The following is a 20,580-nucleotide window of genomic DNA, read 5'->3' as shown; positions in this document are numbered from 1 at the left end:
GGAAATATCGAGTGCTTACTATTCGCTATTCGCTAACTCGCTAGCCGATCTTGTTCGGGATCCTGGCTTCGATCCTGCCGAAGGCGAAGACCAGAATACCGGTGATCGTCATGTAGATCAGCGCCAGCAGCAGCAAGGGTTCGTAGGTGAGGTAGGTATCCTGCCGCACCTTGGACGAAACAGCGAAGATGTCGATCACGCTGATCGTCGCCACCAGCGGCGTCGACTTCAATTGCAGCACGGTCTCGCCGGTCAGCGTCGGCAGCGCCCGGTAGATGGCTTGCGGCAACCAGATGCGCCGGAATGCCTTCCAGCGGCTCATGCCGAAGGCGCGGGCGGCCTCGAGTTGCCCCTTGGGCACGCCGGCAAAGGCACCGCGCATCACTTCACCTTCATAGCCGGCAAAAGACAAGGTCAACGCCAGTACGCCATAGGGCCAGGCTTGCCGCAGATACGGCCACATCCAGGATCCACGGATCCACGGATATTGTGGAAACAGCGAGCCCAGGCCGTAATAGAGCAGCCACAGCTGGATCAGCAGCGGCGTGCCCCGGATCACCGTGCAGAACACCTTGGCGGGCGCGGCGAACCAGAAGGAGCCGGTGGCCTGCGCCAGCCCGAGCGGCACGGCGAGCAGGAAGCCCAGAATGCAGGTGACGGCCAAGATCCACAGCGAGCGCCAGATGCCGATCAATCCCATCTCATAATATTGCGGCAGCCAGTCCCAGCGCATGAAAAACGCCGCCGACAGAACCAGCCCGAGTGCGATCAGGATCAGCACGATACGGTGCGGCTGCAGCCACAGCGACGTCCGCGCGACGACGTTGATGATAGCCGCCTCGTTGGCCATCAGCGCGCCTCCTTCAGCGAAGGCATGCCGCGCCGCGACCAGGCCTCGACCCGGCCGATGAGGAGGTTGGAAAACAACGACAACAGCAGATAGAGCACGCCCGCGGCGAAGAAGAAGGTGAAATAGGCTTTGGTGACGCCGGCGGCCTGCCGCGTTGCCAGCGCCAGCTCGTAGAAGCCGACGACCGCCAGCAGTGCAGTGTCCTTGGTGGCGATCAGCCAGAGATTGGCGAGGCCCGGTATGGCGAAGGGCAGCATTGCCGGCAAGGTGATGCGCCGCAAGAGGAGGCCGGGAGACATTCCATAGGCGCGGGCGGCTTCGATTTGCCCTTGCGGAATGGCCAGGATCGCGCCGCGTATCACCTCGGTCGAATAGGCGCCCTGGACAAAGCCGAGCACGGCGATGCCGGCGGCAAGGCCACTAATGTCGACGCGCTGATAACCCATTGCCGTCAGCGCCTGGTTGATCAGGTCGGTTCCGGCGTAATAGAGCAGCAGGATCAGCACCAGTTCGGGCACGGCGCGCACGATGGTCGTGTAGACCACAAGCAAATCGCGCACCACCGGGCCGCCATAAAGCTTGCCGTAGGCGCCGCAGGTGCCGATCAAAAGACCGAGACATGTGGCGCCCAGCGCGATCTCGATCGAATGCAGCAGTCCAACCAAAAGGGTCCCGCCCCAGCCCGGCGCATTGGGCGAGAGAAGTTCGATGATGCCGGCCGCCGAGGCCGAAAGAAATGCGTCGATCAGCGTCGCCCCCGGATTGCTGGCTCTAACCGCCGACGGCTGCGTCGGCGGCAAACATGCCTGGGAAAGATCGGGCAGGAGGGGCATGGCGCTGGCGCCATGCCCCTCGGCTCATGCGAGGATTGTCAGTTCGACTGCGCGCCGCCGCCGCCGTAAATGTCAAAATCGAAGTACTTCTTCGAGATCTCGTCGTATTTGCCGTTGGCGCGGATCGCCTTGATGCCGGCGTTGATCTTGTCCTTCAACTCGGTGTCTTCCTTGCGCACGCCGGCGCCGACGCCCGGTCCGAGCACTTCGTCATCCGGTGCCACCATGCCCTTCAGATCGCAGCAGGCCTTGCCCTGGTCCGATTTGAGAAATTCGCCAAGCGCGATGGAATCGGCCTGCACCGCGTCGAGGCGGCCGGCCGCAAGATCGTTGTTGGCTTCGTCCTGGGTCTGGTATTCCTTGATTTCCGCCGCTCCGGTGAAGTGCTTCTTGGCGTAGACGGCGTGCACGGTCGACACCTGAACGCCAATGACCTTACCCTTGAGGTCGTCCGGAGTGGCGCCGAATTTCTGGTCCTTTGGCCCGATGATCGCCGTCGGCGTGTTATAATATTTGTCCGAGAAGTCGATCGTCTTCTTGCGCTCGTTGGTGATCGACATCGAGCTGACGATGAGGTCGATCTTCTTCGTCGTCAGCGCCGGAATGATGCCGTCCCAGGCAACCGGGGTAATGACGCAGTCAAGCTTCTCTTCGGCGCAGACGGCGTCGATGAACTCGATCTCCCAGCCGACCCACTTGCCCGATGCATCGGGCGAGGTGAAGGGTGGATAGGGTTCGGCGGCGACGCCGATCTTGACTGGATCGGCCTTGGCCACCCCCATCGCAGCGACGCCGAGCAGCAGCGCTGCGGCGAATGTCTTCAGAACGGTCTTCATTTCACGACTCCCAGTTTGTTGTTGGTTCCCGGTTTCTCCCGCCCCGGCCTGTTCCTAGCCGATGTTGCGGATGAACTGCTTCAGCCTTTCGGATTTCGGTGCGCCGAAGATCTGCTCCGGCGGCCCCTCTTCCTCGACCAGCCCGTTGTAGAGGTAGACGACATGCGTCGCGACCTCACGGGCAAACTTCATCTCATGGGTGACCAGCACCATGGTGCGGCCCTCGCGTGCCAGGTCGCCGATCACCTTCAGAACTTCGCCGACCAGCTCAGGGTCCAGCGCCGAGGTCGGCTCATCGAAAAGCATGACGCGCGGATTGATGGCCAGCGCCCGGGCGATAGCGGCCCGCTGCTGCTGGCCGCCCGACAGATAGGCCGGATAGACGTCGCGCTTTTCGGCAAGGCCGACGCGGGCGAGCAGCTTTTCGGCCTCTGCGATCGCCACATCGCGCTTGACGCCAAGCACGTGCACCGGAACCTCGATGACGTTCTCGATCAGCGTCATGTGGCTCCACAGGTTGAAGTTCTGGAACACCATGCCGAGCTTGGAACGGATGCGCTCGATCTGCTTGCGATCGGCCGGAACCGTGTGGCCGTGGCTGTCGGCCTTGAGCTTGATCTCTTCGCCATTGACGCGGATGATACCGCTGGTCGGATTTTCCAGGCAGTTGATACAGCGCAGCAGCGTCGACTTGCCCGAGCCCGAGCCACCGATAATGGCGATCACCTCGCCGTCACGCGCCGACAGCGACACGCCCTTCAGCACATGCAGCTCACCGAACCTCTTGTGCAGGTTCTCGACATGGATGGCTTCGGCGGCGCCGTCCTGCGCCGTGTATTTCAGTGCGGATGCGGCGCTTGTAACCGTCATCCCTTCGACGCTCCGCGGCGCGGTAGAATCGGTCGCTGCTGGTATCTTTTACCCATTACCCGTCACTGACAGAGTTCCCATTCTCAGGATGGACCGTTCCGCTTGCCTCCGTCAACCATGGTTTTTGGACTATTGATCGGAGCTTGCCGTAGTGGTTAGTGGCGGCAACGAACGTTTCGGGAGAATTGAGTGGGCAAATCATACGGGTCGCAGTCCATGGCCGGACCCCTGAAACGCGTACTGATGCGGTCCGCCGCCAGCGCCATGCGTCATGCCAGGGCACAGGAATGGCACTATGGTCCAGGCTTCGATCCGCAAAAGGCCGCAGCCCAGCATGAGCAGCTGTCCGGCATGGTCGCGGCTTCCGGCGCCGAGATCGAATGGCTGACGGATGCCGATGACGCGCTGGCCGATTCCGTCTTCACCCACGATCCGTCGCTGATGACCGATCATGGCGCGATTATTCTCTCGATGGGCAAGGCATTGCGCCAGGCCGAGCCCGGCCTGCATGAGGCAGCGTACGAGCGCATGGGCATTCCCATCCTTGGGCGCCTCGAAAGCCCTGGCCAGGTGGAAGGCGGCGACTGCGTCTGGGTCGATGCGACCACGCTGGCCGTCGGTCGTGGCGTGCGCACCAACCAGGACGGTATCCAGCAACTCGCTAATCTGCTCTCGCCCAAGGGGATTTCGGTCTTCGGCTTCGATCTGCCGCTCTGGCATGGCGAGGAGGCCTGCCTGCATCTGATGTCGGTGATCAGTCCGCTCGCCGACGATCTGGCGCTGGTCTACGCGCCCTTGCTCCCGGCCGCCTTCTACCAGATGCTGCGGGCGCGCGGCGTCAAGCTGGTCGAGGGCGATGCCGGCGAGTTCTTCGCCTCCAACGGGCTCAGCCTCAACGTGTTGCCGACCGCGCCGCGCCAGGTCATCGCCGTTGCCGGTTTTCCCAGGACAGCGGCTGCCATGCAGGCCGCCGGCTGCGTGGTCTCCACCTTCGAGGCGGATGCGCTGTGCATCGCCTGCGAAGGCGGCCCGACCTGCCTGACGCGGCCGGTGCTACGCCAATGACCAACATTGGCCCGACCGTCGGCGAGGCGCTCATTTCGCTGCTCGAAGCCCATGGTGTCGACACGGTCTTCGGCATTCCCGGCGTGCACACAGTCGAGCTCTACCGGGGGCTGGCGCGCTCCAACATCCGCCATGTCACGCCGCGTCATGAACAGGGCGCCGGCTTCATGGCCGACGGCTATGCGCGCGCCAGCGGCAGGCCGGGCGTTGCCTTCGTCATCACCGGACCGGGGCTGACCAACACCATCACCGCCATGGGTCAGGCGCGTGCCGATTCGGTGCCGATGCTGGTCATCTCCGGGGTTAACGCCACGCCGACCCTGGGCAAGGGCCTCGGCTTCCTGCATGAACTGCCAGACCAGCGCGGCATGATGGAAAAGGTTGCGCTGTTTTCGCATCGCGTCACCCAGGCCAGCGAATTGCCAGGTGCGCTGGCGCAGGCCTTCGCGCTGTTCTCATCGGCCCGGCCCGGGCCGGTGCACATCGAGATTCCGACCGACGTCATGGTCAAGCCGGCGGACGGCATCTCCGCCGTGCTGAGCAATGCGCCGCCGCCCGCGCCCGAAGCCGCCGCAATTGCCAGCGCTGCCAAACTCGTCACCGCCGCGCGCCGCCCGCTGATCCTGGCCGGGGGCGGCGCCAAGCGCGCCGAGGCGCCATTGCGGCGTCTGGCCGAACGGCTGGGAGCGCCGGTCGTCCAGACCGCCAACGCGCGCGGCCTGCTGCATGGTCATCCGCTTTGCGTGCCGGCCAGCCCCAGCCTGAAGGCAGTGCGGGCGCTGATGGCCGAAGCCGATCTGGTGATTGCCGCCGGAACCGAATTCGGCCCGACCGACTACGATGGCTACAGCGATGGCGGCTTCGTCCTGCCCGTCAACCTGATCCGCATCGATATCGGCGCGGACCAGCTTGCCCGCCGCCCAGCGACGGTTTCGATCCAGGCCGATTGTGCCGAGGCGATCGAGGCGCTGCTTCCGCAAATCAGCCATGTTCCGGCAAGCGAGAGCGGCCCTTTGCGCGCCGCCGCGGCACGGAAAGCGGCCTTCGCAGAGCTCAATCCGACGCTGCAGGCGCAGGTGCGCGCCGTCGAGACGATCCGCAACGCGCTGCCTGGCGCACTCATCGTCGGCGATTCGACGCAGCCGATCTATGCTGCCAACCTCTATTATGACCATGATCGGCCAGGCGGCTGGTTCAATGCCGCGACAGGTTTCGGCGCACTCGGCTATGGCCCGCCGGCGGCGATCGGCGCAGCTCTTGCGGTGCCCGAGGCGCCGGTCGTCTGCCTCACCGGTGACGGCGGCTTCCAGTTCACGCTGCCGGAACTGGGCGCCGCGCTCGATGCCCGGGCGCCCGTGATCTTCATCGTGTGGAACAATCGCGGCTATCGCGAGATCGAAACCTCGATGCTCGATGTCGGCGTCGAGCCGGTGGGCGTGTCGCCGGCACCGCCGGATTTCTGCAAGCTGGCTGAGGCCTATGGCATCGGCGCCGAACGGCTTGCCGATATCGACGCTCTGGCAGATGCGCTGAAGCGCGCGCGGGCCACCGGACTGCCGCGCGTCATCGAAATCACGGTTGACTGAACACCGGTGGCGCGGGCTTCCCGTCGCGGCTGCATGACCCATAGCTGGCCCGTGGCTGGACGCATGCAAAGACGCAACGACTGCCATGTCGAGATTTCAATTGAGTGATGGCGCGAAAGGCGCGACGCTTCGCGTCGGCGGCGCAAGAAACGACCTAACGATAAAAAAATGACAGGAGCGGTCCAAGATGACGGAAACCCTTGAAGGCAAGCATATCGTCGTGACAGGTGGAACCGGCGCGCTCGGCGGTGCGGTTGTCGGCAAACTGCTGAGTGACGGCGCGATCTGCCATGTGCCCAATGCCCATGCCGCCGCGCCATCGCATTTCCCCTTCACCGCGCATGATCGTGTCAAGCTGGTGCACAATGTCGATCTCTCGGACTCCGCCAAGGTCGAGGCGTTCTACAGCCAGGTTCCGGACCTGTGGGGGTCGATCCACCTGGCCGGCGGCTTTACCGGGGCGCCGGTGGAAAAGATCGAGTCGGCTTCCTTTGCCGAGATGATGGATACCAATGCGCGCACCGCCTTCCTGTGCTGTCGTGCGGCGGTGCGCTCGATGCTGGCGTCAGGCACGGCAGGCCGCATCGTCAACATCGCTGCACGGGCGGCACTGGAACCGCGCAAGGGCGCCGGCTCGGTCGCTTACGCCGCCAGCAAGGCGGCGGTGGCAGCGATGACGGTGGCGATGGCCGAGGAGCTGAAGCACAACGGCATCCTGGTCAACGCCGTGGCGCCGTCGACGCTCGACACGCCGGCAAACCGCGCCGATATGCCGGATGCCGATGTCACCAGATGGGTCAGCCTCGAAGCCGCCGCCGAAGCCATCGCTTATCTAGCCTCGCCGGCCAATCAGGCGATGAGCGGCGCGCTGGTACCGCTTTACGGCAGGGCGTAACCTTCCAACCTTTTACATTGGTCAAAGAAAAACCCCGCCGGATCGCTCCGGCGGGGTTTTGTTTTCGAGCCTATGCGAAGAGGCTTAGCTGCCCTGCTTCTTCAGCGCGGCACCCAGGATGTCGCCCAGCGAAGCGCCGGAGTCGGTCGAGCCGTACTGAGCGACGGCTTCCTTCTCTTCTGCGATTTCCAGCGCCTTGATCGAGACCTGCAGCTTGCGGGTCTTCTTGTCGAAGGCGATGACGCGGGCGTCGACCTTCTGGCCGACGGTGAAGCGCTCGGGGCGCTGCTCGTCGCGATCACGGCTCAGATCTGAGCGCTTGATGAAGGTCTCGATGCCGCTGTCGACCAGCCGCACTTCCAGACCGCCATCCTTGACGCCGATGACTTCGCAGGTGACGACCGCGTTCTTGCGCAGTTCGCCTGAAGTCGCCGCCTCGCCGACCGTATCCTTGGCCAGCTGCTTGATGCCGAGCGAGATGCGCTCCTTGTCGATATCGACGTCGAGCACCTGCGCCTTGACCATATCGCCGCGATTGTACTCTTCGATGACCTGTTCGCCCGGACGGGTCCAGTCGAGGTCGGAAAGGTGCACCATGCCGTCCACGTCGCCTTCGAGGCCGATGAACAGGCCGAACTCGGTCTTGTTCTTGACCTCGCCCTCGACCTGGCTGCCGACCGGATGGCTCGAGGCGAAAGCCTGCCACGGATTCTCGAGCGTCTGCTTGAGGCCGAGCGAGATGCGGCGCTTGGCCGGATCGACCTCGAGCACCACCACGTCGACTTCCTGCGTCGTCGACAGGATCTTGCCGGGATGCACGTTCTTCTTCGTCCACGACATTTCCGAAACGTGGATGAGACCCTCGATGCCCGGCTCCAGCTCGACGAACGCGCCGTAGTCGGTGATGTTGGTGACGGTACCCTTGATCTTCTTGCCGATCGGGAACTTGGTTCCGATCTCGGACCACGGATCGCTCTCGAGCTGCTTCATGCCGAGCGAGATACGGTGGGTTTCCTGGTTGATGCGGATGATCTGCACCTTGACCGTCTGACCGATGTTGAGGATTTCGGTCGGATGGTTGACGCGGCGCCATGCCATGTCGGTGACATGCAGCAAGCCGTCGATGCCGCCGAGGTCGACGAACGCACCGTAATCGGTGATGTTCTTGACGACGCCTTCGACAACCTGGCCTTCTTCGAGGTTCTGCACGATTTCCGAACGCTGTTCGGCGCGGCTCTCCTCGAGCACGGTACGGCGCGACACCACGATGTTGCCGCGGCGGCGATCCATCTTGAGGATCTCGAAGGGCTGCGGGTTGTGCATCAGCGGGGAGACGTCGCGGATCGGGCGGATATCGACCTGGCTGCGCGGCAGGAAGGCCACGGCGCCGTCGAGGTCGACGGTGAAGCCGCCCTTGACCTGGTTGAAGATGACGCCTTCGACGCGCTCACCCTTGGTGAACTTCTCTTCGAGACGGACCCAGCTCTCTTCGCGGCGGGCCTTCTCACGCGAAAGCATCGCTTCGCCAAGCGCGTTCTCGATGCGCTCGACATAGACTTCGACGGTGTCACCGACCTTGAGGGTGGTGTCCTTGCCCTTGACGCCGAATTCCTTCAGCGGCACGCGGCCTTCGACCTTGAGGCCGACGTCGATGATGGCCATGTCCTTTTCGATCGCGGTGATCGTGCCCTTGACGACCTGGCCTTCGCCGGAATGGCCTGTGGTAAATGATTCTTCGAGCAGGCTCGCGAAATCATCGCGAGTGGGATTTGCAGCTGACATTGTTTCTCCTGGAATGTCCCGCATCTCAAGCGGGACGGGCGCCGTGGGTTAGCGTTGCGTTAGCCTGCCGGCGTTCCGGGCTACAAAAGCCCTGGGCCGCTCTTTAAGCGGCAATTCCGGCGCATGAAGAATGCTGGCAGGCTGGTTCGTGCCCGATATGGGTGTCTTCTTCGCCTCCGACAACGGAAACGCGAGGGAAAAACCCGGATCAGGCGTTGTCTCTCTTGGCCAACACGTCGTCGATGATCGCCTTGGCTGCGAGAAACGCGGCTTCTATAGCCATTTCGCTGGTATCAAGCAAGTGCGCGTCGGTCGCCGGCTTCAATGGCGAGTCGGCGCGGCCCATGTCGCGCTCGTCGCGGCGCACGATATCGGCAAGGATTTCGGCGAAATCGGCGGTGCCGCCGATGCTCTCGATCTCGGCCAGCCGGCGCTTCGCGCGCACCTCGGCGCTCGCCGTCACATAGAGTTTGATGTCGGCGTCGGGGCAGACGACGGTGCCGATGTCGCGCCCATCGAGCACCGCGCCCGGCGGCGTCTTGGCAAAGGCGCGCTGCTTTTCGACGAGGATACGTCGCACGGTCGGGAAAACGGCGACCTTCGAGGCCGCCTCGCCGACCGCATGCGCCGACAGCACCGCCCCATCGAGCTTTGCCAGGTCGACCTGGCGGGCCGCGGTTTCAGCCGCCGAGACATTGTCGAGCGGCAGCGCGTGCTGGATCAGCGCGTAGGCCACGGCGCGATAGGTGAGACCGGTGTCGAGCAGGTTCAGCCGGTAATGGTCGGCCAGCCGCCGGGCGAGGGTACCCTTGCCGGCGCCGGCAGGGCCGTCAATGGCGATGGTGAAGGGGATGCTCATTGGCTGGCCGCTGCGATCGAAAGGCGCGACAGAGGGGGGTGCTGTCCCGCCAGCATTCCACTTTGGCTCCAACCCATCAATGGTCACCCAATCTCCGCGCCCAACCCCTTCATCAGCCCCATGAATTCCGGGAAACTCGTCGCGATCATTGCCTGATCGTCGATGGTAACCGGCTTTTCCGTGGCCAGCCCCATCACCAGGAAGCTCATGGCGATGCGGTGGTCGAGATGGGTCTGCACGGTCGTGTCGTGGCCGTTGGGGTGTCCGCCGAGGCCCTTGCCGCCCGGTTTGCCGCGCACGGCAAGCGAAGCTTCGCCCTCGGTGCAGTCGACGCCGTTGAGCATCAGTCCTTTGGCGACGGCCGACAGTCGGTCCGACTCTTTCACCCGCAGCTCTTCCAGCCCCTGCATCAGCGTTTCGCCCTCGGCGAAGCTGGCGGCTACCGCGAGTACCGGATACTCGTCGATCATCGACGGCGCCCGCTCGGGCGGCACGGTGACGCCCTTGAGCTCGGAATAACGCACGCGCAGGTCGGCCACATCCTCGCCGCCGGCGTTGCGCGGGTTCAGGATGTCGATCTTGCCGCCCATTTCTTGCAACGTCAGCAGCAGCCCGGTGCGGGTCGGGTTCATCAGCACGTTTTCGATTGTTATGTCCGATCCCGGCACGATCAGTGCAGCCACCAGCGGGAAGCCGGCCGAGGACGGATCGCCCGGCACGGCGATGGTCTGGCCGGTCAGCTTGCCCTGTCCTTCGATGAAGATGTGGCGCACGCCGCGCTCGTCGGTCTCGACCGACAAATTGGCGCCAAATCCCTTCAGCATCTTTTCAGTGTGGTCGCGCGTCATGACCGGTTCGATGACGGTGGTGATGCCCGGCGTGTTCAGCCCGGCGAGCAGCACCGCCGATTTCACCTGCGCCGAGGCCATCGGCACACGATAAGTGATCGGTGCGGCGTGCTTGGGCCCATGCAGCGTGATCGGCATGCGGTCGCCGGGCGTCGCCTTCAGCACCTGCACGCCCATCTGGCGCAAGGGTTCGAGCACCCGGCCCATCGGTCGGCCGGACAGCGAGGCGTCGCCGATGAAGGTGGTTTCCATGTCATAGGTGCCGACAAGGCCCATGGTCAGCCGCGAGCCGGTGCCGGCATTGCCGAAATCGAGCGGGCCTTCCGGCTGCAGCAGCGCGCCGTTGCCGGTGCCACGGATCACCCACTCCGCGCCGCGTTTTTCTATATGCGCGCCCATCGCCTTCATGGCGGCACCCGTGCGCATCACGTCCTCGCCTTCGAGCAGGCCGGTGATGCGGGTCTCGCCAGAGGCAAGGCCGCCGAACATGAAGGAGCGGTGCGAGATCGACTTGTCGCCCGGCACGCGAGCCGTGCCGGAAAGGGCGGATGATTTGCGGGCGGTGGCCGGCTTTGGGGCGGCGGCGTGAGACATGGAATTTCCCTGGACGGAATGCCGGCGGGCCGGCGCTTTTCATTTGTTGCGGCGGTCTCGTATCACGGCGGGCCGAAATGGTCATCCCCCGTGGTCGTCACTGACGCGAGGCCTTCCAATGCATGGTTTTGTGACGCCGGCTTTTCGCTTTGACAGCGCTGCAAACTGTGGTTAAGGGGACCACTCTTTTATTGACGAGGCTTGCCGTGGCAAAAACTGAACTTGGCACAAAACGTATCGACCCGGAGACGGGCCGAAAATTCTACGACCTGAACAAGGACCCGATCGTCTCGCCGTACACCGGCAAGACCTATCCGCGTTCCTATTTCGAGGAAGGCAAGATTGCCGCCCTCGAGGAGGAAGAGGAAGTGGCCGAGAAGGAAGTGGATGCCGAGGAAGAAGAGGGCGTCGAGGTCGTCTCGCTCGAAGAGGCCGACGAGGACGTCAAGGGCGACGACCTGCCGGATCTTGGCGACGACGAGGATGATGTCGATCTCGGCGAAGACGAAGACGATACTTTCCTCGCCGACGAAGAGGAAGAAGACGACGACGTTGCCGACATGATCGGCGTCGGCGACGACGACGACGACGAGGTCTGATCGGCCTTGAAAGTGGGCGTTTGCAGGCTTTCGTGGCCTGCGGCGAAAAAGCGGCTCTCGAAGGCTTGATATTGACGAAAGGCGGGGTTAGAAGCCGCCTGCACTAACGGCGCGGTCTCCAACCCGCGCCGGATCTCTTCGCCGGAAACGGCGCCGGTTGACTGCCGGAAGTGGGGCCATAGCTCAGTTGGGAGAGCGCTTGAATGGCATTCAAGAGGTCGTCGGTTCGATCCCGATTGGCTCCACCAAACAGTCCCTCTGCAAACCTGGCTGTTTCCTTGCGGGATAATCGCGCCTCTTCAAAGGCTTGCCAGCTCGGGAATGGCTTCATGCTGCTCGATCGCCTGTCCGCCGTAGCCGGGTTTCGGAATGGCGAGGCTGCGGCCCACGGTCCATCAAAGCGTAGCACCAATAGTTTGGGTTCGAGCGATGGAGAGAAATTCCACTAACGGCGGCGGAATTGGAATAAACTAACTCTACAGAGTTTATAGAATAAGCAATCTGCACTGGCGATCTGGTTTTCTCCGGACAGGACACGCCATGCCCACTCTTTTGCGCTCCCCCTTTACCAAGCCAGCCATATCCGACCAGGCCAGTCGGCGCACGGGAGGCAGGCCATGACCAAAGATATTCCCGAACGCATCAAGGTGCTCTGGTTTCTGCCGACGCATGGCGACAGCCGTTATCTCGGCACGACGGAAGGCGGCAGGGCCGTCGATCTGCCCTATCTGACGCAAGTGGCGAAGGCCGCCGACACGCTGGGCTACTACGGCGTGCTGCTGCCGACCGGCCGGGCATGCGAGGATTCGTGGGTGATCGCATCGGCGCTGGTGCCACTGACAGAGCGATTGCGTTTCCTTGTCGCAGTACGGCCCGGCCTGCAGTCGCCGACGCTCGCCGCGCGCATGACCGCGACGCTGGATCGCATTTCCAACGGGCGCCTGCTGATCAACGTCGTCACCGGCGGCGATCCGCTCGAGAATAAGGGCGACGGCATCTTCCTGTCGCATGCCGAGCGCTATGAGGTGACGCAGGAGTTCCTGCAGATCTACAAGCGGGTGCTGAGCGGCGAGACGGTCGAGCACGAGGGCAAGCATTTCCGCATCGAGGACGGAAGGCTGCTGTTTCCACCGGTGCAGACGCCCTATCCGCCGCTCTATTTCGGTGGCTCGTCCGACGCCGGATCCGCGGTGGCGGCGCAGGAAATCGACAAGTATTTGACATGGGGAGAGCCGCCCGCCGATGTCGAGCGCAAGCTGGATGGCGTGCGCGAACTGGCGCAGAAGGCCGGCCGCAAGCTCTCCTTCGGCATTCGCCTGCATGTCATCGTCCGCGAAACCACCGAAGAGGCGTGGGCCGCCGCCGACAGGCTGATCAGCCGGCTCGACGACACGACGATCGCTTCGGCGCAGAAGGTCTTTGCCCGCATGGATTCGGTCGGCCAGGCGCGGATGAGCGCGCTGCATGGCGGCAACCGCGCCAAGCTCGAGATCGCGCCCAACCTCTGGGCCGGTGTCGGCCTGGTGCGCGGCGGCGCGGGAACAGCGCTTGTCGGCGATCCCGACACGATCGCTGAGCGCATCGACGAATACCGACGCCTCGGCATCGACACGTTCATCCTGTCCGGCTACCCGCATCTCGAAGAAGCCTATCGCTTCGGTGAACTGGTGCTGCCGAAATTGCCGACCGATCATCCGGTCAAACTTGCCGCCTCGTCCGTCAACACCGGCCCGTTCGGCGAGACCATCGCCGGCGATCACCGGCCGAAGTCGCTCGCAAGCGCCTCGTGAACGCGCTGCCTTCGGTCCCGCGATTGCACGTCGCCATAATCGGCGGCGGCTTTTCTGGCTCGGCGGTAGCTTGGCAGCTGGCGCGAAGCTATTGGCCGGAGCGCCTGTCGACTTCCGTGATCGAGCCGCGGCCGGTGCTCGGCGGCGGTCTTGCCTATTCCACCGAGGAGCCGTCGCATCGGGTTAATGTTCCGGCCGCCAGAATGAGCATGGCTCCCGACGATCCGCAGCATTTTGCGCGCTGGTTGACTGGCAGCGGAGAATTGCAACTCGACCCGGACGCCATCTGGAAGAACGGCGATGCCTATCCGCGCCGGCGCGTGTTCGGCCGCTATGTTGCCGAGCATCTGGCGCCCCATCTCAGTTCCGGCGTTATCCGTCATGTCGAGGGTCTCGCGACACGCGTGACGCGTGAGACGGATGGGACGGGCTGGACTGTGTACACGCCCAGCGGATCGGTTGCCGCCGACATCGTCGTCCTGGCAGCGACGCATCCGCAGCCTGGAATTCCCACCGCACTGGCCTCGCTGTCTGAAGCATCGGGTTTCATCGCCGATCCGTACGCGCCAGCCGCGCTTGCCGGGATCGCGCCGGACGCACAGGTGCTGATCGTCGGCTCCGGACTGACTTCGGCCGACATGGTCGCCGAGCTCGACCGCCGTGGCCATCGCGGCCGCATCCTGGCGCTGTCGCGCCGCGGGCTGCGCTCGCGCGGCCACCCGGACATCAGGGGCGAACCCTTCGGCGACTTTGCGTCCGCACCGGCCACGACGGCGCTTGGCCTGCTCAAGAACATTCGCGCGACGCTGGCAGCGGCACATGTGGCCAATGTCAACTGGCAGTCCGTCTTCGACCAGCTGCGCCTGCAGGGCCCGGTGCTGTGGGCCGCACTTGCCCCACCGGAGCGGGCAAGGCTGGTCCGCCAGCTGCGGGTGTTCTGGGACGTGCATCGCTTCAGGATCGCCCCGCAGGTCGCTTCCGTGCTCGACCGCCGCCATGCGGCCGGCACATTCGAAACCATCGCTGCCAGGCTTGTCGCATCGAACGATGAGGACGGCAGCCTGGCTGTCAGCTTTCAACGGCGCGGGCAGACGCGGATCGAGACGACGCGCTTCGATGCCATCATCAACACCACCGGCCCGGCGCATCAGCAGGCGCTACAACTGAACCCGGCATTGCGCTCGCTGACTGAAGGCGGGCTGATCAAGGCTGACCGATACGGGCTTGGCATCGAGACGGGTCTCGACAGCCGCGCCGTCGACCGGGATGGCAGGTCGGTCACGACACTCTTCGTCGCCGGCCCGCTGGCACGAGGGACTTTCGGCGAACTTATGGGCCTGCCCGAGGTCGCCCGCCATGCCCAGAACGTCGCGGCCGAAATTGCAAAGCTGGTCGAAGCGCTGCCGCCGGCCGTCAGTGCCAATGCTGCTCGCGGGCTGACATCGGCAACCTGCTGAGCAGAAATTGGTATTTCCGTCCCATGAGGGCCCCAAAAACGGAAAATCCTTCTTTGTATATATATTCTATAAACATAATAAATAATGGCGAAGACCGGCATCGGTCCGGACCGATCAACGACACGGCCTGAATGGGAGACAGTTTATGGCACACGCAGGAGCCGACCCGATCAAATTCGCCTACTGGGTGCCCAATGTTTCGGGCGGCCTGGTGATTTCCAAGATCGAGCAGCGCACCAATCATTCGGCCGAGTACAACCGAAAGCTGGCGCAGATCGCCGAGAAGTCCGGCTTCGACTACGCGCTCAGCCAGATCCGTTTCACCGCCGGCTACGGCGCCGACGAACAGCATGAATCAGTGGCCTTCAGCCATGATCTGCTGGCGGCGACCACCACGCTCAAGGTCATCGCAGCGATCCTGCCCGGACCGTGGAACCCGGCGCTGGCGGCCAAGCAGATCGCCACCATCAGCTATTTGACCAACGGCCGCGTGGCGATCAACCTCGTCTCCGGGTGGTTCCGCGGCGAGTTTCACGCCATCGGCGAGCATTGGCTCGACCATGACGAGCGCTATCGCCGCTCGGAGGAATTCATCCGTGCGCTGCGCGGAATATGGACCGAAGACAGCTTCACCTTCCGCGGCGATTTCTATCGTTTCAACGAATATTCGCTGAAGCCGAAACCGCCGCATCCGCTGCCCGAAATCTTCCAGGGCGGATCGTCACGTGCCGCGCGCGATATGGCATCGCGCGTCTCGGATTGGTACTTCACCAACGGCAACACGCCGGCCGAGATCGCGAAGCAGGTCGACGATATCCAGTCCAAGGCGAGAGCCAACAACCATTCCGTCAAGGTCGGCGTCAACGCCTTTGCCGTCGTTCGCGAGACCGAGGACGAAGCCAAGGCGGTGCTTGCCGAGATCATCGCCAAGGCCAATCCCGAGGCGGTCAACGCCTTTGGCCATGAGGTCAAGAATGCCGGCAAGGCGTCTCCGGAGGGCGAGGGCAATTGGGCGAAATCCTCCTTCGACGATCTGGTCCAGTACAATGACGGCTTCCGTTCGAACCTGATCGGCACGCCGAGGCAGGTCGCCGAGCGCATCGTCGACCTGAAGCGCGCCGGCGCCGATCTCATCCTGCTCGGCTTCCTGCACTTCCAGGAAGAGGTCGAGTATTTCGGCAAGCATGTCATCCCGCTCGTTCGCGAGCTGGAAAACGCCGAGGCGGCAGCGTCGCTGGCGGCAGAGTAGCCCCCACAGCCTGGCCGGACTGGTTCCAGCCAGCAAACGAATGAAGGTTGCCCGGCACGCTCGATCCGTCGAGCGGCCACGGAGACTTGCGCGCCTGCTGAAGACATCGAGGACTGTTGGAATGCCTCTGCCCAGTTACGCCTTAGGAGTGATGGAGGCTTCGGCCTATGCACCGGAAGTCTTTGCGCGCGGCCTACCCTCAAGCTCGTGGCAGCAGCCGTCCGAAGACAGCGCCGAGCCGACGGGAACCGTTGCCGGCGGAGCCTCGCCGCTGCTCTCACTGCAGGGCATCGGCCTGTCGTTTGGCGGCGTCGTGGCATTGGCCGATATCGACCTGTCGGTCCGCCCCGGCGAAATCCGCGCCATCATCGGGCCGAACGGCGCCGGCAAGAGCTCGCTGATCAACGTCATCAGCGGTGTCTACCGGCCGGATCGCGGCCATGTTCAGCTCGACGGCATCTTCTATGCTCAGGTCCCGACGCAGCGGCTGGCGCATCTGGGCGTCGCCAGGACTTTCCAGAACCTTGCGCTGTTCAAGGGTCTCAGCGTCCTCGACAATGTCGCTTCAGGCCTCGCTTACAAGGTCCGCTCCAACTTTGCCGGCCAGGTGCTGGGCATCGGCCGCTCGCGTGCCGAGCAGCGCCACTCGCTCAGCCGCGCCGAACAGATCCTCGAATTCCTCGATCTTGCTGCCGTTCGTGATCGCCTTGCCGGTACGCTGCCTTACGGGCTGCAGAAGCGGGTCGAACTCGCCCGCGCTCTGGTCGCTGAGCCGCGCCTGCTTTTGCTCGACGAGCCGATGGCCGGCATGACTGCAAGCGAAAAGAGCGAGATGGCGGCCTTCGTCCGCGCCGCGCGCGACCGCTTCGCCACCACCGTGGTGCTGATCGAGCATGATGTCGGCGTCGTCATGGGACTGTCCGACCGCATCGCCGTTCTCGACTATGGCCGCAAGATCGCCGACGCCACACCCGAGGAAGTCAGAAACGACCAGCGCGTCATCGATGCCTATCTCGGCGTCGCCTCGGACAATGAGGACGGGGCGGGCATATGATCGCCGATTTCGACTACCAGTTCTTCATCGAAGTGCTCCTCGGCGGCCTGCTTTCCGGCGTCATGTACTCGCTGGTCGCGATCGGCTTCGTGCTGATCTACAAGACCTCGGGCGTGCTCAATTTCGCGCAAGGCGCGATGCTCTTGTTCGCCGCACTCACCTTCGTCAGCCTCGTCGAGCGCGGCATTCCGTTCGCGCTGGCGCTGGTGATCACCTTCGCCATCATGGTGGCGATCGGCATCGCCATCGAGCGCACGGTGCTGCGGCCGCTCACCAACAAGCCGCCGATCACCCTGTTCATGGCGACGCTCGGCCTGTCCTACATCATCGAGGGCGCCGCCCAGCTGATCTGGGGCACGCAGGTCCACGGCCTCGATCTCGGCATCGAGGACGTGCCGCTGGAAATCGGCGGCGTGCTGATCAGCCAGTTCGACATCTTCGCCGCCGTGGTCGCCGCCGGCATGGTCGCCCTGCTGTCGCTGTTCTTCCGCTACACCCGCATCGGCCTCTCCTTCCGCGCTGTCGCCGACGACCAGTTCGCCGCACTCGCGGTCGGCCTCAGGCTGCCCTTGATCTGGGCGACAGTCTGGGCCGCCGCCGGCCTCGTCGCGCTGGTGGCGGGACTGCTCTGGGGCGCACGCCTCGGCGTGCAGTTCTCGCTGTCGCTGGTGGTGCTCAAGGCGCTGCCCGTGCTGGTGCTCGGCGGCTTCGATTCCATCCTCGGCGCCATCGTCGGCGGGCTCTTGATCGGCGCCAGCGAGAAGCTCGCCGAGGTCTATATCGGCGACTATTTCGGCGGCGGCATCGAGAGCTGGTTTGCCTATGTCGTCGCGCTGGTCTTCCTGCTGATCCTCCCTTCCGGCCTGTTCGGTCAGAAGCTTGTCGAGAGGATCTGAGCCATGACCGCGATATCAAGCGATTTCTCGTCGGCGCCGGTGCTGCCGAAATGGGTCGTGCCCGTGCTGTTGCTCGCCTTCGCCTATGTCGTCGTGCCGCTGGTCGGCTCGAGCTATCTGTTCGAGGCCATCCTGCTGCCGTTCCTGGCGCTCAGCCTCGCCGGCGTGGGCTTGAACATCCTCACCGGCTATGCCGGCCAGGTTTCCCTTGGGAGTGCTGCTTTCATGGCGGCCGGCGCCTTTGCCGCCTACAATCTCAACCTGCGCGTCGAAGGCCTGCCTTTGATCGGCAGCATCTTCCTGTCCGGCATCGTCGCGGCCGCGATCGGCATCGTCTTTGGTCTGCCGAGCTTGCGGCTAAAGGGTTTCTATCTCGCGGTTTCGACCCTTGCCGCGCAGTTCTTCGTGCAGTGGGCACTGACCAAGTTCAGCTGGTTCTCCAACAATTCGGCATCTGGCGTCATTGATGCGCCCAGGCTGTCGATTTCAGGCTTTGCGCTCGACGGCGCCGTCGGCCGCTATTTCTTCGCGCTGACCATTGTCGCCATCCTTACCTTCCTTGCCTATCGGCTGGTCTCATCGCAGACCGGGCGCAATTTCATCGCCATCCGCGACAATGAAACAGCCGCCCGCATCATCGGCATCCCGGTCCTGAAGACCAAGTTGTTGGCGTTCGCCATCTCGTCCTTCATCATCGGCGTCGCCGGCGTTATCTGGGCCTTTGCGTATCTGCGGACCGTCGAGCCGGACGGCTTCGATCTCGACCGCTCGTTCCAGATCCTGTTCATCATCATCATCGGCGGCCTTGCTTCGATCCGTGGCGCCTTCTTCGGCGCCGCCCTCATCGTCGTCTTTCCACTCGCTCTGTCTCGCCTCGGCGGCTTCTTGCTCGGCGATCTCTTCGATTCGGGCGTGCTCGACATGAGCCAGCGCATCGTGCTGGGCGCGCTCATCATCCTGTTTCTGATCCTCGAACCCGACGGGCTGGTGGCCCTTTGGGACAGGCTCCGAAGACGGCTCCTGTTCGCCTGGCAATCGACTTGAGCTGACGCATCCGAAAATGAACCAGGGGCCGAACCCAAGGCGGCCCATACCGGAGTACCTCGACAATGACTTTCCTCAGCGCAATCAAGGCGGCGGCGCTGTCCGCGGCGATGATCGTGTCGGTGGCCTTGCCCGCCGCGCACGCCGACGAGCAATATTTCCCGCTGCAGAGCTATCGTGTCGGGCCCTATGCGGCCGGCGGCACCGGCTTCTTCGGCGGCTTCATCGACTATCTCAATCTCATCAACATCCGCGATGGCGGCGTCAACGGCGTCAAGCTGACCTGGGACGAATGCGAGACCCAGTACGAGGTCGAGCGCGGCGTCGAATGTTACGAGCGGCAGAAGAGCCATGCTGGTGCCGCCGCGTGGAATCCGCTTTCGGTCGGCATCGCCTACGCCATGATCGACCGCATCACCGGCGACAAGGTGCCGCTGATCACCGTCAACCATGGCCGCACCGACTCCACCGACGGGCGTGTCTTCCCCTATGTATTCCCGCTGCTGCTCAATCCTTACAGCGAAACATCCGGCATCGTGAACTACATCGCCTCCAAGGAAGGTGGCATCGACAAGCTGAAGGGCAAGAAGATCGTCGTGCTCTATCACGGCTCGCCCTACGGCAAGGAAACCATCCCGATCTATGAATTGCTGGCGCAGAAATACGGCTTCACCGTTCAGCAGATCGAGGTGCCGCATCCCGGCAACGAGCAGCAGTCACAGTGGCTGACCATCCGCCGCGCCAAGCCGGACTTCGTCGTCCTGCGCGGCTGGGGCGTGATGAACCCGGTGGCGCTGAAGACGGCGGTCAAGGTCGGCTATCCCGTCGACCATATCGTCGGCAATGTGTGGTCGAATTCGGAAGAGGACGTGATCCCGGCAGGGGACGCCGCCAAGGGCTACACCGCTATCACCACCCAGGCTTCCGGCAACTCCTATCCGGTGGTGCAGGAGATCGTGAAGACGGTCTACGGCGCCGGCAAGGGCAATCTGGAAGACAAGTCGCGCATCGGCTCGGTCTACCACAACCTCGGCATCGTCAACGGTATCCTCAATGTCGAGGCGATCCGCGTCGCGCAGGAGAAGTTCGGCCATCGCACACTGACCGGCGACGAGGTCCGCTGGGGTTTCGAGCACCTCAAGCTCGATCCGGCCAAGGTCGAGGCGCTCGGCGCCAAGGATTTGTTCCACTCGATCAACGTCAGCTGGGACAATCATGAAGGCGAAGGCTACGTGACCTTCCAGCAGTGGGACGGCAAGAAGTGGAACGTCGTCTCCGACTGGATCGCGCCGGACTGGGCGCTGCTGCGGCCGATCATCGAGAAGTCTGCCGAGGCCTATGCCGCCGAGAAGGGCATCAAGCTGCGTACCGCCGATGATGCCGACGCGGTGACCACCAACTGATCAGCCAAGGCCGGGCGCTGCGAACGACTTTCCACACGCAGCCCCCGGCCTATTTCGGTTCATCGAACCA

At 63.7% G+C, this 20,580-nt stretch carries 18 protein-coding genes and 1 tRNA gene; 12 read left to right on the top strand and 7 right to left on the bottom strand.

Going from position 1 to position 20,580, the window contains the following annotated elements; all coding sequences use genetic code 11:
• Positions 1–40: 40 nt before the first annotated feature.
• The 4 genes from NKJ90_RS05895 to NKJ90_RS05880 form a co-directional block, all read right to left on the bottom strand.
• Complete coding sequence (locus NKJ90_RS05895) at positions 41–850, bottom strand: ABC transporter permease (RefSeq protein ID WP_023761471.1); 810 nt, start codon at positions 848–850, stop codon at positions 41–43.
• Positions 850–1,515 carry an ABC transporter permease gene (locus NKJ90_RS05890; protein WP_031260778.1) on the bottom strand — a complete coding sequence of 222 codons (666 nt, stop codon included), beginning with the start codon at positions 1,513–1,515 and terminating at the stop codon, positions 850–852. Before NKJ90_RS05890 ends, NKJ90_RS05895 begins: the two co-directional genes overlap by 1 nt.
• 206 nt (positions 1,516–1,721) lie before the next feature.
• Positions 1,722–2,519 carry a transporter substrate-binding domain-containing protein gene (locus NKJ90_RS05885; RefSeq protein WP_023761473.1) on the bottom strand — a complete coding sequence of 266 codons (798 nt, stop codon included), beginning with the start codon at positions 2,517–2,519 and terminating at the stop codon, positions 1,722–1,724.
• A gap of 54 nt (positions 2,520–2,573) precedes the next feature.
• A complete protein-coding gene (locus NKJ90_RS05880; RefSeq protein ID WP_023761474.1) occupies positions 2,574–3,389 on the bottom strand; it encodes an ABC transporter ATP-binding protein in 816 nt (271 codons plus the stop codon).
• 216 nt (positions 3,390–3,605) lie between these two features.
• On the opposite strand from NKJ90_RS05880, the gene NKJ90_RS05875 reads away from it, so the two are divergent.
• The 3 genes from NKJ90_RS05875 (at position 3,606) to NKJ90_RS05865 (ending at position 6,935) form a co-directional block, all read left to right on the top strand.
• Positions 3,606–4,454 carry a dimethylarginine dimethylaminohydrolase family protein gene (locus tag NKJ90_RS05875; protein ID WP_031260780.1) on the top strand — a complete coding sequence of 283 codons (849 nt, stop codon included), beginning with the start codon at positions 3,606–3,608 and terminating at the stop codon, positions 4,452–4,454.
• Positions 4,451–6,040 (top strand): 5-guanidino-2-oxopentanoate decarboxylase, encoded by a 1,590-nt coding sequence (locus NKJ90_RS05870; protein ID WP_352485795.1) that lies wholly within the window; start codon positions 4,451–4,453, stop codon positions 6,038–6,040. The genes NKJ90_RS05875 and NKJ90_RS05870 overlap by 4 nt, the downstream gene beginning before the upstream one ends.
• Before the next feature lie 187 nt (positions 6,041–6,227).
• The gene (locus tag NKJ90_RS05865; protein ID WP_023761477.1) at positions 6,228–6,935 is read left to right on the top strand and encodes an SDR family NAD(P)-dependent oxidoreductase; all 708 of its coding nucleotides are present in this window, start codon (positions 6,228–6,230) and stop codon (positions 6,933–6,935) included.
• Between the two features lie 84 nt (positions 6,936–7,019).
• Here the strand turns inward: NKJ90_RS05865 and rpsA are convergent, their stop codons facing one another.
• From rpsA to aroA, 3 genes are all read right to left on the bottom strand, one after another.
• Positions 7,020–8,717, bottom strand: coding sequence for a 30S ribosomal protein S1 (gene rpsA, locus NKJ90_RS05860; RefSeq protein ID WP_013528183.1), 1,698 nt, complete (start codon positions 8,715–8,717; stop codon positions 7,020–7,022).
• Between the two features lie 208 nt (positions 8,718–8,925).
• Positions 8,926–9,576 (bottom strand): (d)CMP kinase, encoded by a 651-nt coding sequence (gene cmk, locus NKJ90_RS05855; protein ID WP_352485793.1) that lies wholly within the window; start codon positions 9,574–9,576, stop codon positions 8,926–8,928.
• Between the two features lie 83 nt (positions 9,577–9,659).
• The gene (aroA, locus tag NKJ90_RS05850; protein WP_023761479.1) at positions 9,660–11,018 is read right to left on the bottom strand and encodes a 3-phosphoshikimate 1-carboxyvinyltransferase; all 1,359 of its coding nucleotides are present in this window, start codon (positions 11,016–11,018) and stop codon (positions 9,660–9,662) included.
• Positions 11,019–11,224: 206 nt separating this feature from the next.
• On the opposite strand from aroA, the gene NKJ90_RS05845 reads away from it, so the two are divergent.
• The 9 genes from NKJ90_RS05845 to NKJ90_RS05805 all read left to right on the top strand — a co-directional run bounded on the left by NKJ90_RS05845 (position 11,225) and on the right by NKJ90_RS05805 (position 20,510).
• Positions 11,225–11,617, top strand: coding sequence for a TIGR02300 family protein (locus NKJ90_RS05845; RefSeq protein WP_352485791.1), 393 nt, complete (start codon positions 11,225–11,227; stop codon positions 11,615–11,617).
• Positions 11,618–11,789: 172 nt separating this feature from the next.
• A tRNA-Ala gene (locus NKJ90_RS05840) sits at positions 11,790–11,865 on the top strand.
• Positions 11,866–12,234: 369 nt separating this feature from the next.
• A complete protein-coding gene (gene ssuD, locus NKJ90_RS05835; protein ID WP_023761482.1) occupies positions 12,235–13,407 on the top strand; it encodes an FMNH2-dependent alkanesulfonate monooxygenase in 1,173 nt (390 codons plus the stop codon).
• Entirely contained in the window at positions 13,404–14,864 is a 1,461-nt protein-coding gene (locus NKJ90_RS05830) for an FAD/NAD(P)-binding protein (protein ID WP_023761483.1), read from the top strand. The genes ssuD and NKJ90_RS05830 overlap by 4 nt, the downstream gene beginning before the upstream one ends.
• 145 nt (positions 14,865–15,009) lie before the next feature.
• On the top strand, positions 15,010–16,113 hold the full coding sequence (gene sfnG, locus NKJ90_RS05825; protein WP_023761484.1) for a dimethylsulfone monooxygenase SfnG: 1,104 nt from the start codon (positions 15,010–15,012) through the stop codon (positions 16,111–16,113).
• 121 nt (positions 16,114–16,234) lie between these two features.
• A complete protein-coding gene (locus tag NKJ90_RS05820; RefSeq protein ID WP_023761485.1) occupies positions 16,235–17,167 on the top strand; it encodes an ABC transporter ATP-binding protein in 933 nt (310 codons plus the stop codon).
• Positions 17,164–18,063, top strand: a complete 900-nt coding sequence (locus NKJ90_RS05815) for a branched-chain amino acid ABC transporter permease (RefSeq protein ID WP_352485789.1) — start codon at positions 17,164–17,166, stop codon at positions 18,061–18,063. Before NKJ90_RS05820 ends, NKJ90_RS05815 begins: the two co-directional genes overlap by 4 nt.
• Positions 18,064–18,066: 3 nt before the next feature.
• Positions 18,067–19,107 carry a branched-chain amino acid ABC transporter permease gene (locus tag NKJ90_RS05810; RefSeq protein WP_352485788.1) on the top strand — a complete coding sequence of 347 codons (1,041 nt, stop codon included), beginning with the start codon at positions 18,067–18,069 and terminating at the stop codon, positions 19,105–19,107.
• Between the two features lie 65 nt (positions 19,108–19,172).
• Positions 19,173–20,510, top strand: a complete 1,338-nt coding sequence (locus NKJ90_RS05805; RefSeq protein WP_352485787.1) for an ABC transporter substrate-binding protein — start codon at positions 19,173–19,175, stop codon at positions 20,508–20,510.
• Positions 20,511–20,580 lie beyond the last annotated feature (70 nt).

This window comes from Mesorhizobium sp. M0051, assembly GCF_040323235.1.
Lineage (GTDB): Bacteria > Pseudomonadota > Alphaproteobacteria > Rhizobiales > Rhizobiaceae > Mesorhizobium.
The sequence above is the reverse complement of the archived record's forward strand: the minus strand, read 5'-3'. Positions and strand labels throughout refer to the sequence as shown.

Excerpts from the sequence above, each read along its gene's own strand:
- NKJ90_RS05895 (WP_023761471.1), bottom strand. The coding sequence starts at position 850 with ATGGCCAACGAGGCGGCTATCATCAACGTCGTCGCGCGGACGTCGCTG.
- NKJ90_RS05885 (WP_023761473.1), bottom strand. The coding sequence starts at position 2,519 with ATGAAGACCGTTCTGAAGACATTCGCCGCAGCGCTGCTGCTCGGCGTC.
- NKJ90_RS05880 (WP_023761474.1), bottom strand. The coding sequence starts at position 3,389 with ATGACGGTTACAAGCGCCGCATCCGCACTGAAATACACGGCGCAGGAC.
- NKJ90_RS05875 (WP_031260780.1), top strand. The coding sequence starts at position 3,606 with ATGGCCGGACCCCTGAAACGCGTACTGATGCGGTCCGCCGCCAGCGCC.
- NKJ90_RS05870 (WP_352485795.1), top strand. The coding sequence starts at position 4,451 with ATGACCAACATTGGCCCGACCGTCGGCGAGGCGCTCATTTCGCTGCTC.
- NKJ90_RS05865 (WP_023761477.1), top strand. The coding sequence starts at position 6,228 with ATGACGGAAACCCTTGAAGGCAAGCATATCGTCGTGACAGGTGGAACC.
- rpsA (WP_013528183.1), bottom strand. The coding sequence starts at position 8,717 with ATGTCAGCTGCAAATCCCACTCGCGATGATTTCGCGAGCCTGCTCGAA.
- cmk (WP_352485793.1), bottom strand. The coding sequence starts at position 9,576 with ATGAGCATCCCCTTCACCATCGCCATTGACGGCCCTGCCGGCGCCGGC.
- aroA (WP_023761479.1), bottom strand. The coding sequence starts at position 11,018 with ATGTCTCACGCCGCCGCCCCAAAGCCGGCCACCGCCCGCAAATCATCC.
- ssuD (WP_023761482.1), top strand. The coding sequence starts at position 12,235 with ATGACCAAAGATATTCCCGAACGCATCAAGGTGCTCTGGTTTCTGCCG.
- sfnG (WP_023761484.1), top strand. The coding sequence starts at position 15,010 with ATGGCACACGCAGGAGCCGACCCGATCAAATTCGCCTACTGGGTGCCC.
- NKJ90_RS05820 (WP_023761485.1), top strand. The coding sequence starts at position 16,235 with ATGCCTCTGCCCAGTTACGCCTTAGGAGTGATGGAGGCTTCGGCCTAT.
- NKJ90_RS05815 (WP_352485789.1), top strand. The coding sequence starts at position 17,164 with ATGATCGCCGATTTCGACTACCAGTTCTTCATCGAAGTGCTCCTCGGC.
- NKJ90_RS05810 (WP_352485788.1), top strand. The coding sequence starts at position 18,067 with ATGACCGCGATATCAAGCGATTTCTCGTCGGCGCCGGTGCTGCCGAAA.
- NKJ90_RS05805 (WP_352485787.1), top strand. The coding sequence starts at position 19,173 with ATGACTTTCCTCAGCGCAATCAAGGCGGCGGCGCTGTCCGCGGCGATG.